The sequence below is a fragment of the Candidatus Streptomyces philanthi genome (assembly GCF_059553635.1).
Map to the genome: position 1 here is coordinate 1 of NZ_JCANQV010000138.1, position 15,455 is coordinate 15,455.

Genomic DNA, 15,455 nt, shown 5'->3' on the forward strand with positions numbered 1-15,455 from the left:
CGGTCAGCACCCATGTCGTCAGCCGCTGCCGTACCGCGCCACGCTCCGGCACCGCTGCCTCCCCTCTCCCCTTTTCCCCTGTTTCCCCACCCGCCGCGTACGGGCCGTGCCGTGCGCCGCCATCCCGGGGCCCGCCCGGAACGGACGAACCGTCAGCGGTTCGCGACGCCGTTCCCGGACAGCACCGGGATGACGTTCGCGATGTGCGACAGCGGCTCGTCGCCCTTGGCCTGCGTCGAGTTCTCGGCGCACTGCTGGTTCTGCGGCGAGGACAGCACATCGACGTCCTGCACCGTGACCGGGACCAGAAGACCGATGATCGAGCCGACGTTGACCTTCACCGGCACCCCGAGGCAGAGGTCGTTCAGCGACCCCTGCACGGCACCGGCCTGGGCGCTCAGTTCTCCGCGCGTCGTGGAGTTGCCGTACGCGGTCGCGGCGCCGTTGCCGTTGACCGTGCTGGTGCCGTTCTCGTTGCCGACCGCCAGCGCCTGGGGGGCGGCCGCGGCCGAGAGGCCGATGAGGGACGCCGCGATCGCCGCGCCCGCCATGATCTTCTTCATCGCTCTAACCCTTCGGTACAAGGAACTCCCGGCACGGAAGCCCTGACGGGACAACCGGCCGTCGGCCCCCGGGTTGCGCCGTCTCACCCGATCAGCGGGTGCCCGGCTCCCCGGAAGGCCGTCGCCCGTCGCTCCGACGGACGACACCCCCGTCCCACCCCGCTTCCCGGCAGGACACAGGGCCCGCACAACCGTGGTCCGGCGCCGCGGGCCCTGAGCCCTCTCCGGCCGGCATGCCCGCACGCGCGGGGCCCCGTTGACCCGCGCACGCGGACATGCGTCCCTCCACACGCACTGCCCAACGAATTCCCCGGCCCCTTCGCCGTCACGACCGCATAACAATCACCGTGCATACGGAAAAGGGCAGCGGAAAACCCGGACCGCCCCGGCGGAGAAGGCCGGGGCGGTCCGGGTTCCGCGGGCGTCAGTGGTTTCCGGCGCCGTTGCCCGAGAGGATCGGGATGTTGTCCAGGAGGTGCGACAGCGGCTCGTCACCCTTGGCCTGCGTCGAGTTCTCGGTGCACTGCTGGTTCTGCGGCGAGGACAGCACATTGATGTCCTGGACCGTGATCGGGACCAGACCGATCAGGGAACCGAGGTTCAGCTTGGCGGGCAGACCGATGCACGGCTTGTTGAGCGAGCCCTGGATCAGACCGATCTGCGGGCTCATGTATCCGTACGTGGAGGAATTGCCGTACGCCTGGCGCGCACCGTTGCCGTTGACGGAAGAGGTGCCGTGCTCATTGCCGACGGCCATCGCCTGGGGGGCGGCAGCGGCGGCAACGCCGACGAGGGAGGCAGCCGCTGCCGCGGTTGCCAGAACCTTCTTCATCATTGCGTGTCCTTCGTTTTTCGGGTTGCCCTTCGGCCGGGCTCCTTGCCCAACTCGAAAAAAGGGGGCCGGGTTGTGCTGATTCACTCAAATGGACTTTTACCCGAGGTGCGCCACCGGGCGGGAAATTACGCACCGCTCAGGGCGCGAAGACGTTTTCCGGGGCCCTCGGCGTCATGTGCGCTTGCGCAGCGGCAGGCCGCCGAGCAGCGGGGCGTCCTTGAGGCCGCCCGTGGCCTCCGTCAGCAGGCCCTTGGGGTCGGCCTTCACATGGCCGGTGACGCGCTTGACCTTGTTGACGAGCGGTACCAGCTGATGCCCGTCCAGCTCTCTGTTGGTGCTGCTCAGCGCGTCCGAGAGGCCGCCGTTGAGGCTCAGGTTCGGGGGCGCTCCGGGGGTGGCCGGGCCGACGGCGAACGCGGGCGCTGCCGCGCCGAGCGCCATGACGGTGCCGGCGACGACGGCGGCGGACTTCGCGTAATTCACTTTCCACTGTCCCTTCTCCGGCGGTGTCCGGCGGTGCGCGGTACGGGGTTCCCGCGGGAATCACTCCGCGGCCCGCGCCCCGTCCCGCGTCCGGCTCCGGGGAATCCCGGACGTTCCGGGGCCCGCGGCGACCGCCTTTCCTTCCGTACCGGAATCCGACCGGCCCCGGTGCGGGAACGGCATACCGGGGCCGGTCGGGAAAACTGATGCGCCGGGCGGCGGATCAGTCGTTGACGCAGGTGTTGCCGAACGCCGGGTTGAGCAGCCCGATGAGAATGTCGACCGTGTTGCCGCACACGTTGACCGGCACGTGGACCGGAATCTGGAGGTTGTTCCCGGAAACGGCTCCGGGGGAGTTCGCGGCGACACCCTCGGCCTTCGCGTCGGCGAATGCCGGAGCGCTGGCACCCATGGCCAGGAGAGCGCCGGCGGCAACCACGGCGGCCTTTGTGTACTTCACTTTCAGCCCTTCCCGCAGCGGATCGAAGCGCGCACGTCCTTCGTGCCGCACGGGCGCATTGCTGCGGGCCCGTAACTCCGCTGCCGATATTGGTAACGATGTCCCCTCGCCGACGAAACTCCCGTGGAGAACTTCCCGGAAAAATCGGACCGGTGATACCGGTGCCCGGAACGCGACGGCCGGAACGAGGGACGCACCCGCCCGCCGTCGCGTCCGTCACGGGACGTCCGTACGAGGAGACACCGCGAAAGGAATTCCCGCCGCGAAGGGGCCAGTCGTCCCGGCCCCCCGGCCCCGGCGGAAGGAGGTACGGCCCGGCTCCCCGGGAGGAGAGGACCGGGGCCGGGCCGGCGGCCGGTCAGTGGTTGGCGGCACCGTTCCCGGACAGGACCGGGATGTCGTCCAGGATGTGCGACAGCGGCTCGTCGCCCTTGGCCTGCGTCGAGTTCTCGGCGCACTGCTGGTTCTGCGGCGAGGACAGGATGTCGACGTCCTGGACCGTGATCGGGACCAGGCCGATGAGCGAGCCGACGTTGGCCTTGAGCGGCAGGCCGACGCAGAGGTTGTTCAGCGTGCCCTGGATGAGCTCCAGCTGGGGGCTCATCTTGCCCGCGGTGGTGGAGTTGCCGTACGCGGTCTTCGCGCCGTTGCCGTTGACCGTGGACGTTCCGTGTTCGTTACCGACCGCCATCGCCTGGGGGGCGACCGTCGCCGAGATGCCGACGAGGGACGCGGCCACGGCCGTCGTCGCCAGGACCTTCTTGATCACGATTTACCCTTCTCGAAGCGGAATGCCCGTATCCGGAGCGCTATGGACAACTCGCGTGGAAGAGTGTGGTTTCGCCGTTTCACCCGAATGCCGATGAACCATAGACACATATCACCGCGACCGGGTGAGCCCTCCGAGGGAACGGGCGCCCGGGAGGCCACCCGCCCCGGGCGCCCGTGGTCCGCCGTCGCGCGGCGGGCGTGCCGCACACCCGCCGCCCCGGCCCGGTCCGGCGGCGCAGCGGCACCGGACGGCCGCTCGCGGCGTCCCCCTGTTCAACGCCCCGCCCCGCGCCGGGTAGTGACCCGACCGCGTGAACATGGCCGCACCCACCGCGCGAAGACGTCCCGGCGGCCGGGCGCACCACGACGAAACCGCTGGTCAGGGCGATTGTCAGACCCCGGTGCAAGACTTCGGGCATGAGATGGGCGGTGGCGGAGACGGACGACGGGGGTGTGCGTCTCTGCCCGCTCGCCCAGGACGGCCGGCCCGCCGGCCCGGTGACGTACGAGCCCTCGCTCGCGGAGGCCGTACGCTCCCGGCCCGGCGTCGACCGGTGGGTCTGGCGCTCCACCGCGTCCCTCTACCGCGGGTTGCTCGCGGCGGGGGTGCGCGTCGGGCGCTGCTACGACGTCGAGGCCGCCGAGGGCCTGCTGATCGGTCATGAGGAGGGGCAGTCGGGCCAACCGCGCTCCCTGGCGGCGGCCTGGGCCCGGCTGCGCGGACTGCCGGTCCCCGAGGACGCGCCGCCGCGCTCCGCCGACGCCCAGCCCTCGCTGTTCGAGCCCGGCCCGGTGCCGCTGCCGCCGGGCACCGACGGCCTCACCGCGCTCCTGGAGGTCTACGCGGACCAGGTGCGGCGGACGGCTCGGACGGACCGTCCGGAGCGGATGCGGCTGCTGCTGGCGTCGGAGTCCGCGGGGATGCTGGTCGCCGAGGAGATGCGACGGGCCGGGGTGCCGTGGCGGGCCGACGTCCACCGCGCCCTCCTAGACGAGCTGCTGGGCGAGCGCTTCCCGGGCGGGCTGGAGCCGCGGCGGATGGCGGAGCTGGCGGAGGAGGTCTCCCGCGCGTTCGGGGCGGGCGCCCGGGTGCGGCCCGATCTGCCGCAGGAGATCGTCCGGGCGTTCGCCGGGGCGGGCATCGCCCTGTCCTCGACCCGTAAGTGGGAGTTGCAGCGGATCGACCATCCGGCGGTCGCGCCGCTGCTCGCGTACAAGGCGCTCTACCGGCTCTACACCGCGCACGGCTGGACGTGGCTCCAGCAGTGGGTGCACGAGGGGCGGTTCCGGCCGGAGTATCTGCCGGGCGGCACGGTCTCCGGCCGCTGGACCACCAACGGCGGCGGCGCGCTCCAGATCCCGAAGGTCGTCCGGCGGGCCGTACGGGCCGATCCGGGGTGGCGGCTGGTGGTCGCGGACGCCGCCCAGATGGAGCCGAGGGTGCTGGCCGCCGTCTCCCGTGACCCGGGGCTGATGGAGGTGGCGGGCAGCGGCCGGGACCTGTACGCGGATCTCGCCGCGCGGGCCTTCGGCGGCGACCGCGCGCAGGCCAAGCTGGGACTGCTCGGCGCGATCTACGGCCAGACGTCCGGTGACGCGCTCAAGCACCTCGCGGATCTGCGCCGCCGCTATCCGGCCGCCGTGGCATACGTCGACGAGGCGGCGCGGGCGGGCGAGGAGGGACGGCTGGTACGGACGTGGCTGGGGCGTACCTGCCCGCCCGCCTCGGTGGCACCGCCGGACGAGGCGGGGCTGCCTCAGGAGGAGACCCCGGCCGGCGGCGGTGCGGCGGCCCGCGCCCGGGGGCGCTTCACCCGGAACTTCGTCGTCCAGGGCAGCGCCGCCGACTGGATGCTGCTGGTCCTGGCCGGACTGCGGCACACGCTGGCCTCGTCCGGCCTCCGCGCCGAACTGGTGTTCTTCCAGCATGACGAGGTCATCGTGCACTGCCCGGAGGAGGAGGCGCGGACGGTCGCCGAGGCGATCACCGCGGCGGCCGACGCCGGAGGCCGTATCGCCTTCGGCGGGACACCGGTGCGCTTCCCGCTCACCACCGCGGTGGTGGACTGCTACGCGGACGCGAAATGACGAGGGGCGACACGCACGGGGCGGGCAGGGCCCCGCCGAAGAGGGGGCCGGACACGAGGCACCGCCTAAGCTCCCCGGCAGGGGCCCGACCGGGCCATGACGGATCGGCACCCGGAAAAGGCCGACACCCGACCGGCGGCGCGGGGAACCGGGCGGAGGGGGCCACCGTCGGACCACCCCGGGTCCGGCCGCCAAACGCTCCACGCACCCGGCGCCGCCGCCCGATCGCGATCCGGTCATCTCCGAACGGGCCCTTCCCCAGGAGGTGCGGAAGGCGTTTCAATCCCTGGGCGTGCGCCATGAGTCGACGGCGGAGGGAGACCGTCCGGTATGACCATCGACGACGACGGAAACGGGAGTGCCCCCGGCACGGCGGCGGGCAGCGGGAGCGTCCGGGAGCGCGGGGCCGGTCTTGAGCGCGTCAATCCGCCGCATCTGGCGCCGCCGACCGGGTTCAGTCATGCCGTGCGGGCGCCGTCCGGGACGATGGTCCTCCTCGCCGGGCAGACCGCGCTCGACGCGTCGGGACGGATCGTCGGGGACGGGATCGTCGAGCAGTTCGAGCGGGCCCTGGGCAATCTCCTGGCCGCCGCGGCGGCGGCCGGCGCCGCCCCCTGCGACCTCGCCAAGCTCACCGTCTTCGCCGTCGATGTCGCCGCCTACCGCGCCCACGCGCGGGAGATCGGCCGGGTCTGGAAGCGCCTGGTGGGCACCGACTACCCGGCGATGGCCGTCATCGGCGCCACGCGTCTGTGGGACACCGAGGCCCTGGTCGAGATCGAGGGCATCGCCGTCGTCCGCCCGGACCACGACACCGGACGCCCGTAGGAACGACGTTCCCCCGCGTCCGTCCGACGGGCGGGCGGGCGCGGGGGAACGCGGGCGGGTCAGCGGCGGCCGCGGGCCCCGGCCACCGGGTCCTTGCGGAACGCCCAGGTCATCTTCGGCTCCATCGCGAAGCGGAAGGCCCGCTGGACGGGCGGGGTGCACAACAGGGTGACCACGGTGCCGGCGATCAGGGTGAGGACGACGGCGCCCCACGGGGTGCGGACCCAGTCGTAGGTGTCGTACCAGCCCCAGAAGCGGGAGCCCTTGGCGAGGAAGCCGTGCAGCAGATAGCCGTAGAGGGTGCCGGCGCCGAGGGCGGTGCACCACAGCGTGCGGCCGGGCACCCAGGCGAAGAAGCAGGCCACCAGCAGCATCGAGCAGCCGAACATGGCGAGCGTCATCACCACGCCGCTCCACCAGGGGGAGCCGAGTTCCTGGGCGCTGTCGCGGTGGTAGAACCACGCGGCGTTCATCCGCGGCGCGGCCCAGTAGGCGAAGGCCAGCGCGGCGGCGAAGACCGGTACGGCCGCGATCCGCACATTCTTGCGGCGGACGAGACGGAAGTGCTCGGGGCGCAGGCAGAGACCGGTCACGAAGAACGGCAGGAACTGGAGCACCCGCTGGAGGTCCAGGTCGTCACCGATCTCCGGGGAGAGGGAGGCCAGGGCCGCGACGGCGAGGGCGAGCGGGACGGGCCAGCGGACGATCTTCCACAGCGGCGCGGTCAGCCGCCAGACGAACAGCGCCACCAGGAACCAGGTCAGATACCAAGGGTCCAGGAGGCTGATGGGGTAATCGGGGTCGTCGTCGGCCCAGCGCTTGAAGAGGGTGTAGGCGGTCTCGAAGAGGATGTACGGGACGGCGACGCCGGTGATCAGCCGCTGGAGCCGGTCCTTGCGCATGTCGAAGCTGCGCGAGAAGTAGCCGGAGACGACGATGAACGCCGGCATGTGGAAGGCGTAGACGGTGAGGTAGAGGGCGGCGGCCGCGCGGCTGGAGCCGCGCAGCGGTTCCCAGGCGTGGCCCATCGCGACCAGCACGATGGCCAGGTACTTCGCGTTGTCGAAGAACGCGTCGCGCCCGGCGCCGGGTTTCCTGCCGTCGTCCCGTCCGGGCTTCGGCCCCGCGGGAGTGTCCTGCCGGGCCTGTGCGGCGTGGCGGGCCCGTGCGACGGCGGTGGGGGTGAGGGTGAGAGTGGCCGTGGTGGAGGCCGGGCCTTCCGGGGAGCCGGGGGGCTGCCGTGGCGGAGGCAGCGGGACCCGTGGGGCGCCCCGGGGCGGTACGTCGTGTGTCATAGGCACTCCCCGTGCCCGCCCGGAGGTGAGATGCGGCGGGGGAACTCCTCGGGCCCCGGGAGGGAACCCGCGGGCGTCATCCCGCGTCTTGATGTGATGGCGGAAAACGTGGCGGCGTCGAACATCCCAGGCACCATAGTCCCGGCGCATGAATCCCGTAAATCCGCTCCGTGAGGTCCGGCGGGCTGCGGCGGGCAGGTCGTACGCTCCCGGGGCACGGGCGCGTGACGGCGTTCGCGCGGTGCCCGGCGCGCCTGGTGTGTCCCCCGTCGCGCCCTGCGCTCCACATGTCCGGCGGTGTCGCGTCCAACCCCTTTGTCACCTCGCCTTTTTGTATATTGCGCAATCCAGGAACTGCGGGCGGGCGCGCCCCGTTGTTCGCCATGAACGCGGGGGAAGCCGTACAGCTGTGGAGGAAGCTCATGGGCGTGCCCTTGACCAAGGGCGGCAATGTGTCGCTGAGCAAGCAGGCACCGGGCCTGACTGCCGTGACGGTCGGGCTGGGGTGGCAGGTGGGGCCCGGTACGGGCGCCGAGTACGACCTGGACGCCAGCGCGCTGCTGTGCGACCAGAACGGGAAGGTCCTCTCCGACCAGCACTTCGTCTTCTTCAACAACCTCACCAGCCCCTGCGGTTCGGTCCGTCACTCCGGTGGCGGAGCGCCCGCCGCCGGGGACAACGAACGGATCGACATCGATCTGGCGGCGGTGCCCGCCGAGGTCACGAAGGTCGTCTTCCCGGTCTCGCTCTACGAGGCCGAGCAGCGCCACCAGACCTTCGGTCAGCTGGCCGCCGCGCACATCCGCGTCCTCGACCGGGACACCGGCGCGGAGCTGACGCGCTACGACCTGAAGGGTGACACCTCGGCGGAGACCGCGATGGTCTTCGGCGAGCTGTACCGGCACGGCGCGGACTGGAAGTTCCGCGCGATCGGCCAGGGGTACGCCTCCGGGCTCGCCGGTATCGCCACCGACTACGGCGTGGACGTCCTGCGCGAGACCGCGGACAGCGCCCCGGCCGCCGCCCCGGCGCCGGCCCCGCCGGCCGCGAGCGCTCCGCCCGCCGTGAACACCCCGCCGACCGAGACCGCGCCGCCGGTGGCGCAGGCGCTTCCGGCGACGCCCCCGCCGGCGCCGGTCGCCGCGGCGCCCCAGGCGTCCCCTGTTCCCGTACCCCAACAAAACACCGGGAGTTCCACCGTGACCTGCTTCTTCGACCCGAACCACGGCGTCGGCGCCACCCCCGTGATGTGGTCGCCGCAGTGGGGCGTGCCCCGCCAGATCCAGGCGTGCGGCGGCTGCGCGCAGCGGGTGCAGACCACTCCGCCGCCGTTCTACACCGAGCCGCAGGCCGGTTACCCGCAGCAGGCGCAGCAGGGCTACCCCCAGCAGCAGGGGTACGCCCAGCCGGGCTACCCGCAGCAGCAGGGTTACCCGCAGCAGGCGGGCGGCGCCCCGGAGCAGCCCCGTCGCTTCGGCACCGGTGCGCTGATCGGCGCCGGTGCGGCCGGTCTGGTCGGTGGCGCGCTGCTCAACGAGGCGTTCAGCGACGACGAGCCGGATGTGACGATCAACCAGTTCTACGAGTCGGACGAGTGACCGGCTGAGGCACGGCAGGCGTCCCTGCCGTCCTCGCCACCACCGTTCCCGCCGCCGTGTGCGGCGGGAACGGACTTCCCCGCCGGCATTCCCGCTCGCGCCCTCCGGGGTGCGGCGCCCGGCGGGGAATTCCGTCGTATACCGCCGTTTCCCCGCCGTTGCGGCACATCACGCACCGCGCCACCCCGCCGGGGAATGGGGCACCGGACCCGCCCCGCCCGGCGCCGGACGGCGGAGCCGGCGGACGCCCGTGATCGCATTCGGGCCAATTCCCGGGAAAGGAAAATCCCGGACAGGGATTATCCCGCCGCGACGGTGGAACACCCCGCACCGGGCGGCATTCAATACCCCTGCTTCTCCCCCGGCAAACATTCGCCCCGGGAACAGCGCCCCGGAATACCACGGCTCATGCCCGTAAGGCCCTCTCAGGACAGCAGGCCGTCGACCCTGGCCGCCACCACTCCCGCCTCGAAACGGGATGTCACCCCGAGTTTGCGAAAGAGGGCGGAGACGATCCGGCGCAGCGTCCTGGGGGATACCTGTAATTCCTGGGCGATGGCCGCGTCCTGACGTCCCCGCGCCCACAACCGCAGTACCACGCGCTGCTGTTCGGTGAGCCGCAGCGGCGGTACGGGCGGGAGTTCGCCGGTGACGAAGACATCGGCGTCGTCGTCGCCGTCCCGCGGCAGGCACACACGGGGCGGCGCCTGCGGCGGGACGGTGGCCAGTCCGTCGCGGGCCTCGTCCCAGCAGAACTCGAAGACCCGGCGCAGCAGCCGGACCACGGCCGGGTTGCGGACGATCACCAGTTCCTCGCGGGGGCCGGCGTCGAGCGGGATGACCAGGGCGAGGTCGTCGTCCACGACGACCGTGCCGAACGGCACGAGGGGCGCGGTGCGCAGGTCCACGCCGAGGCGGGCGACCTTCTTCACGCTCGCGGCCATGGCCGCGCTCTCCGCCGCCGGGGTCTGCCGGATGATCCGCACCGCCACCCCGCGTTCGCGTGCCGCCCGTAACGTCGGGAGGTCGCGGTCGAGCAGCCGGCGGCCGGACGGCGCCGCGAGCATGGCCGCGACATGACGGGTCGCCAGGGTGGGCGCGTTGTCCAGTACTTCGGTCATCCGGAGGGGATCGGTGATGACCTCGATATCCGGAGTTTCCGGTTCCGGCTTCCAGCCGCAGAGGGCCAGAGCGGAAATATGGGCACGGGCGGAACGGGCGTGCTCCGCGCCGTTCTCCAGTGCCCGTTCCTGTTCCTCAAGAAGTCTGGAAAGCGCTTCCCACGGGCCGCTTCCGGCGGTGGCACGTTCCAGAACCGCGTTCTTCCGTATGCCGATTTCGGCCACTGCGCGTCCCCCAGATGGGCGTGTCCGCCCGTGGTCATGACCGCCACGGACCATCTTGGATCTACACGGGACCCAAGTTAGCCGAGAGGAACGCACTACGGGCCGTTAACCCCCCTCCGATGTTACGTCCCGCCTTTCGAGGACTTTCCATAGAATCCGCGGCATACGCTTCCCGGTTCGGGTTTCGCGGGGAACGGTCGCGGAGTTCTCCGTTCCCCGCGCCGTCACCGCCCCCGGGCGCCCTCCTCCGCGCGGAGCGCCAGGGCGCGGACCTCGTCGGCGTACACGGGCCACACGGCACGCGGAAGGTAGTGCCCCACGCCGGGGAGAACGACGAGCCGGGCGCCGGGGACGGCGGCGGCGGTGTGCCGGGCGGCCGCGGTCCGCAGAAGCTGGTCCGCGCCGCCGTGCAGGACCAGCGCGGGAGGGCGCAGCCCGGACAGCCGGCCGCCGCTCCATGGGGCGCCGATCTGCCGGCTCTGCGCCCGCCGGTCGCGGAACGGCCTGATCCCGTGGGCCGCTTCCCGGGCCACCTGGGCACGGATCTCGTCCTCGTCGAACGGGTGGTCAGGGGCGGTCAGCAGCCGCCCCACGGCGAGCGCGAGCGCCAGATCGCCCTCGGGCCCCTCGGGGAACCGCAGCCGCGCCAGCCGCAGCAGTACGCCGGGACGCAGATAGCGCAGCACCCCCAGGCCGCGCACATCGCTCGGCAGCGCGGACGACGAGGTCGTGCTGCGCACCCGGTCGGGGTGGCGCAGGGCGATGCGCTGGGCCAGCAGACCGCCCAGCGAGTGCCCGAAGACATGCGCCGAGCGCCATCCGACGGCGTCCATGACGGCGATCGCGTCGTCGGCCATGTCCTCGGCGCGGTAGGCGGACGGGCGGGGGCGCAGCAGCGTGGCGAACGGGTGGCCGCCGGGGGCGTCGGGGAGGCGGCTGGACTCGCCGGCGTCTCGCTGGTCGTAGCTGACGACGTGGAAGCCCCGGTGCACGAAGGCGTCGATGAGCCCCCGCGGCCACCAGAAGCGTGAGGCCGCGAGCCCCATGACCAGCAGCAGGGGGCGCCCGCCCGCGCCCCCGTGGTCGGTGTGGGCGAGGCGTACGGGGCCGTTGGCGGCCCAGCGGGTGGGGTGGTGCTCGGGAACGGACACGGCTCTTCCCCCTCATTGGCGAACGGTGTTCGCGAATGAGGTTACCCCTTCGCGTACGGTGTTCGCCATGATGAGCAGGCCCATCTGAAGGGACGCGCGCCCCGGCCCCATCGGGCATGCTCACCAGGTCCCGTACACCCGCACACCAGGAAGGCGGCCCCCATGACGCCCGGCCCCGGGAACGACACGGCGATCTGGATGCGCCCCGAACAGTCGGCCGTCGGGCGGCGCGCGGAGCGCAGCCGCGCCGAGATCACCGCCGCCGCCACCGCGCTCGCCGACGCGGAGGGCCTGGACGCCGTCTCCATGCGCCGGGTCGCCGCCGCGCTGGGGACCGGGGCCGCCTCCCTGTACCGCTATGTCGCCACCCGCGACGACCTTCTCGACCTGATGACCGACGCGACCGCCGCCGCGTACACACCGGTTTGCCCGACCGGCGACCGCGTCGCCGACCTCGTCGCCCTCGCCCAGCAGACGCGCCGCATCATGCTCCGCCACCCCTGGCTCCCCGCCCTGGTGGCGGCCCGCCCCACCCTCGGCCCGCACGGCGCCGACCTGCTCGAACACGTCCTGGAACTGCTCGACGGCCATCCCGCCGACGCCGGGACGAAGCTGGAGGTGTTCGCCCTGCTCCAGGCGTTCACCGCGCAGTTCGTCCAGCAGGAGCGGGGCGGCACCGCCGCACACCGCCGCCGCACCGCCTACCTCACCCACCTCGCCGAGGCCGGCACCCACCCCCGCCTGACCACCGCCCTCACCGAGGCGGGCCCGCCCCCCGCCGACCACTTCACGGCGGTACTCACCCGCCTCCTGACCGGCCTCCTCGGCGGGCCGGGCCGCGAGGGGTAGCCGGCGGTGCGCCTCACCAGATCCCCGGCCGTCGGCACGCGCGCTGTCCCAGCAGCGAGAGCCCTCCGCCCCCAGGGCAGAGACCTCCCGCGCCGGATTCCGTAGTTCTACGGATGTCCGCGCCCGGGTGGATCTGACAGGCTCGCCCCGGTGTGTGCCCACCGGTGTGAGAGGTGGCCACGGCCGGGCGTGCCCTGACGCACGCGGTGCGGCGCGCGCCCGTCCCCGGTCCCCGCGACGGGCCCGGCCGTGCCGGACCCGCGCAGAAACGTCACGCCCGCGGCCCGCACCGTATCCACCCCCCGCCCAGAACGCCGAGGACATGTCCCACACCTTCCAGGTCGACCTGCGTGGACTGGTCGACCTCCTCTCCCACCACCTCTATTCCAGCCCCAAGGTCTACCTGCGCGAACTGCTCCAGAACGGCGTCGACGCCGTCACCGCCCGCCGCGCCGCCGAACCGGACGCCCCCGCCACCGTGCGGCTGCACCCCGGCGACGGGACCCTGCGCGTCGAGGACAGCGGCATCGGCCTGACCGAGGCCGAGATGCACAGCCTCCTCGCCACCATCGGCCGCAGCTCCAAGCGCGACGACCTGGAGTCCGCGCGCACCGAATTCCTCGGCCAGTTCGGCATCGGCCTGCTCGCCTGCTTCGTGGTCGCCGAGGAGATCCGCGTCGTCAGCCGCTCCGCCCGCGACCGCGCCGCCCCGCCCGTCGAGTGGCGGGCCCGCGACAACGGCTCGTACACCGTCCGCACCCTGCCCGACGACGCCCGCAGCGAGCCCGGCACCACCGTCCACCTCACCGCCCGGCCCGGCGCCGGCGAGTGGCTGGGCACCGAGCGCGTCACCGAACTCGCCCGGCACTTCGGCTCCCTCCTCCCCTACGACGTGCGCGTCGGCGACACCCCCGTCTCCGAACGGCCCGCCGTCTGGGAACGCGCCCACTCCGGCCCCGCCGACCGCCGCGCCGCGCTCGCCGCGCACTGCCGCGACACCTTCGGCTTCACCCCGCTGGACTCCATCGAGCTGGACATCCCCCTGGCCGGACTGCGCGGGGTGGCGTACGTCCTGCCCACCGCCGTCAGCCCGGCGCAGCGCGGCGCCCACCGGGTGCACCTCAAGGGGATGCTGCTGACCGAACGCGGCGACGGGCTCCTGCCCGACTGGGCGTTCTTCGTCCGCTGCGTCCTGGACGCCGACGGACTGCGGCCCACCGCCTCCCGCGAGAACCTCTACGAGGACGAGACCCTGGCGGGCGTCCGCGATGTCCTCGGCGCCCGCATCCGCGACTGGCTCACCGAACTCGCCGCCAAGGACCAGGAACGACTGGCGCACTTCCTGTCCGTGCACCACGTCGGGGTGAAGTCGCTGGCACGGCACGACGCGGAACTGTTCCGGGTGATGCTGCCGTGGCTGCCGTTCGAGACCACCGAGGGCCGCCTCACCCTGGACGAGTTCGCCCGCCGCCACCCCCTCGTCCACTACACCCGCACCACCGAGGAGTACCGCCAGGTCGCCGCCATCGCCGCGGCCCAGGGCATCGGCGTCGTCAACGGCGGCTACACCTACGACACCGAACTCGTCGAAGCGCTGCCCACGGTGCGCCCCGGCACCGCCGTCGCCGAACTCGACCCCGACACCGTCACCGCCCACCTCGACGCCGTCGACGCCGGCCAGGAACTGGCGCTCGCGCCGTTCCTCGCCGCCGCCCGCCGCGCCCTGGAACCCCTCGGCTGCGACGTGGTGCTGCGCTCCTACCAGCCCGTCACCGTCCCCGCCCTCTACCTCGACGACCGCGACGCCCGCCACGAACGGGCCCGCGCCGAGGAGGAGAGCGCCGCCGACGGCCTGTGGGCGGGCATCCTCGGCTCGCTCCGCGGCAGCGCCCCCCGCGCCCGCCTCGTCGTCAACCACCTCAACCCGCTGGTGCACCGCATGGCCGCCGCCACCGCACCGGAACTCGCCGCCACCGCCGCCGAGGCGCTGTACGGGCAGGCCCTGCTGATGTCGCGGCGTCCGCTGCGCCCCGCCGACTCGGCCCTGCTCAACCGCGCCTTCCTCGGGCTGCTCGACTGGGCCGTACGCCCCCAGGAACCCGCACAGCCCACCGAACGACCCGCAGGAGACGCACGATGACCGCCCGAGGCCGCGACGAGATCCGCGCCGATGTCTTCGCGCTCGACGACGAGCCCTACGGCACCGCCCGCAACGCCCGCGCCGAAGCCCTCACCACCGAGGCCGCCGACCTCGGCGACCGCCCGCTGCTCGTCGAGGCGCTGATCGCGCAGATCGACGCGTACTGCTTCAGCGCCGAGTGCGACAAGGTGTTCGTCCCGTTCGCGCGGCTGCTGCGGATGTGGGACGAGAACCCCTCGGACTTCGACGAGCACGACACCGGACAGCTCCACTGGATGTTCAAGTGGATCACCTCCGAGGCCCGCGACCAGCCGCAGGTGCCGCTCGCCGCGATCGAGGAGTGGCTGGAGGAGATGCGGCGCCGCTACCGCGTCGCCGGCTACTCCGAACGCGCCGTGCACTCCGGTGAACTGGCCATCGCCCGGCATGTCGGCGACACCGCCCGCGCCGAACGCGCCTACGCCGCCTGGCTCGCCGCCGACCGCGACGCGATGTCCGACTGCCTGGCCTGCGAACACGGCGAGCAGGGACGCTGGCAACAGGAGCACGGCGACGACGCCGCGGCCCTGGAACGGTGGCGGCCCGTCCTCGACGGCACCCACGGCTGCAACCGCGAACCCCAGGAGACCCTCGCCTGGTCCCTGCTGCCGCTGGTCCGCCTCGGCCGCGCCGACGAGGCCCGCGCCCACCACCTGCGCGGCTACCGCATGACCCGCGCGGACGAGGCCCTGGGCAGCTCCCTCGCCTCCCACGTGGAGTTCTGCGCGCTCACCGGCAACGAACCACGCGGCCTGGAGATCCTCGCCGAGCAGACCGCCCGCTGGGGCAACCGCGGCGACACCATGGCATACCTGGACTGGACGACCTGCGCCGCCCTGCTGATGCGGCGGCTGACCGAACTCGGCCACGGCGACCAGCAGGTGCCCGGCCCCGCCGGCACCCGGTGGACCGCCGCGGCCCTGCTGCGGCACGCCACCGACGAGGCCCTGGCCACCGCCGCCCGCTACGACGCCCGCAACGGCACCTCGCACATCTCCGACCAGGTCCG

General features: G+C 72.9%; 12 protein-coding genes and 2 pseudogenes. 6 read left to right on the forward strand and 8 right to left on the reverse strand.

What is annotated here, in order from left to right:
* Positions 1–152: 152 nt before the first annotated feature.
* From AC51EU_RS17450 to AC51EU_RS17470, 5 genes are all read right to left on the reverse strand, one after another.
* Positions 153–563, reverse strand: coding sequence for a rodlin (locus tag AC51EU_RS17450; RefSeq protein WP_496267898.1), 411 nt, complete (start codon positions 561–563; stop codon positions 153–155).
* A gap of 424 nt (positions 564–987) precedes the next feature.
* Positions 988–1,398 carry a rodlin gene (locus AC51EU_RS17455; protein ID WP_496267899.1) on the reverse strand — a complete coding sequence of 137 codons (411 nt, stop codon included), beginning with the start codon at positions 1,396–1,398 and terminating at the stop codon, positions 988–990.
* A gap of 171 nt (positions 1,399–1,569) precedes the next feature.
* A complete protein-coding gene (locus AC51EU_RS17460; RefSeq protein ID WP_496267900.1) occupies positions 1,570–1,881 on the reverse strand; it encodes a hypothetical protein in 312 nt (103 codons plus the stop codon).
* A gap of 223 nt (positions 1,882–2,104) precedes the next feature.
* Positions 2,105–2,341, reverse strand: coding sequence for a chaplin (locus AC51EU_RS17465; RefSeq protein WP_496267908.1), 237 nt, complete (start codon positions 2,339–2,341; stop codon positions 2,105–2,107).
* Positions 2,342–2,699: 358 nt separating this feature from the next.
* A complete protein-coding gene (locus tag AC51EU_RS17470; protein WP_496267909.1) occupies positions 2,700–3,107 on the reverse strand; it encodes a rodlin in 408 nt (135 codons plus the stop codon).
* Positions 3,108–3,529: 422 nt separating this feature from the next.
* Between AC51EU_RS17470 and AC51EU_RS17475 the strand changes: the two genes are divergently transcribed.
* Both AC51EU_RS17475 and AC51EU_RS17480 read left to right on the forward strand, forming a co-directional pair.
* Complete coding sequence (locus AC51EU_RS17475) at positions 3,530–5,200, forward strand: bifunctional 3'-5' exonuclease/DNA polymerase (protein ID WP_496267901.1); 1,671 nt, start codon at positions 3,530–3,532, stop codon at positions 5,198–5,200.
* Positions 5,201–5,530: 330 nt separating this feature from the next.
* Positions 5,531–6,028 (forward strand): RidA family protein, encoded by a 498-nt coding sequence (locus tag AC51EU_RS17480; protein ID WP_496267902.1) that lies wholly within the window; start codon positions 5,531–5,533, stop codon positions 6,026–6,028.
* 59 nt (positions 6,029–6,087) lie between these two features.
* On the opposite strand, the gene AC51EU_RS17485 is transcribed toward AC51EU_RS17480, so the two are convergent.
* Complete coding sequence (locus AC51EU_RS17485; protein ID WP_496267903.1) at positions 6,088–7,323, reverse strand: acyltransferase family protein; 1,236 nt, start codon at positions 7,321–7,323, stop codon at positions 6,088–6,090.
* Positions 7,324–7,745: 422 nt separating this feature from the next.
* Between AC51EU_RS17485 and AC51EU_RS17490 the strand changes: the two are divergent.
* A pseudogene (locus AC51EU_RS17490) lies at positions 7,746–8,312 on the forward strand (TerD family protein); the annotation flags it as partial.
* Between the two features lie 1,034 nt (positions 8,313–9,346).
* Here AC51EU_RS17490 and AC51EU_RS17495 read toward each other — a convergent pair.
* The gene (locus tag AC51EU_RS17495; protein WP_496267904.1) at positions 9,347–10,042 is read right to left on the reverse strand and encodes a helix-turn-helix transcriptional regulator; all 696 of its coding nucleotides are present in this window, start codon (positions 10,040–10,042) and stop codon (positions 9,347–9,349) included.
* Positions 10,043–10,491: 449 nt separating this feature from the next.
* A complete protein-coding gene (locus AC51EU_RS17500) occupies positions 10,492–11,418 on the reverse strand; it encodes an alpha/beta fold hydrolase (protein ID WP_496267905.1) in 927 nt (308 codons plus the stop codon).
* 162 nt (positions 11,419–11,580) lie between these two features.
* Between AC51EU_RS17500 and AC51EU_RS17505 the strand changes: the two genes are divergently transcribed.
* The 3 genes and pseudogenes from AC51EU_RS17505 to AC51EU_RS17515 all read left to right on the forward strand — a co-directional run.
* Positions 11,581–12,267 carry a TetR/AcrR family transcriptional regulator gene (locus AC51EU_RS17505; protein ID WP_496267906.1) on the forward strand — a complete coding sequence of 229 codons (687 nt, stop codon included), beginning with the start codon at positions 11,581–11,583 and terminating at the stop codon, positions 12,265–12,267.
* Positions 12,268–12,589: 322 nt separating this feature from the next.
* Entirely contained in the window at positions 12,590–14,407 is a 1,818-nt protein-coding gene (locus tag AC51EU_RS17510; protein WP_496267907.1) for an HSP90 family protein, read from the forward strand.
* Positions 14,404–15,455: pseudogene (locus AC51EU_RS17515) on the forward strand (tetratricopeptide repeat protein); the annotation flags it as partial. The gene AC51EU_RS17510 and the pseudogene AC51EU_RS17515, both read left to right, overlap by 4 nt.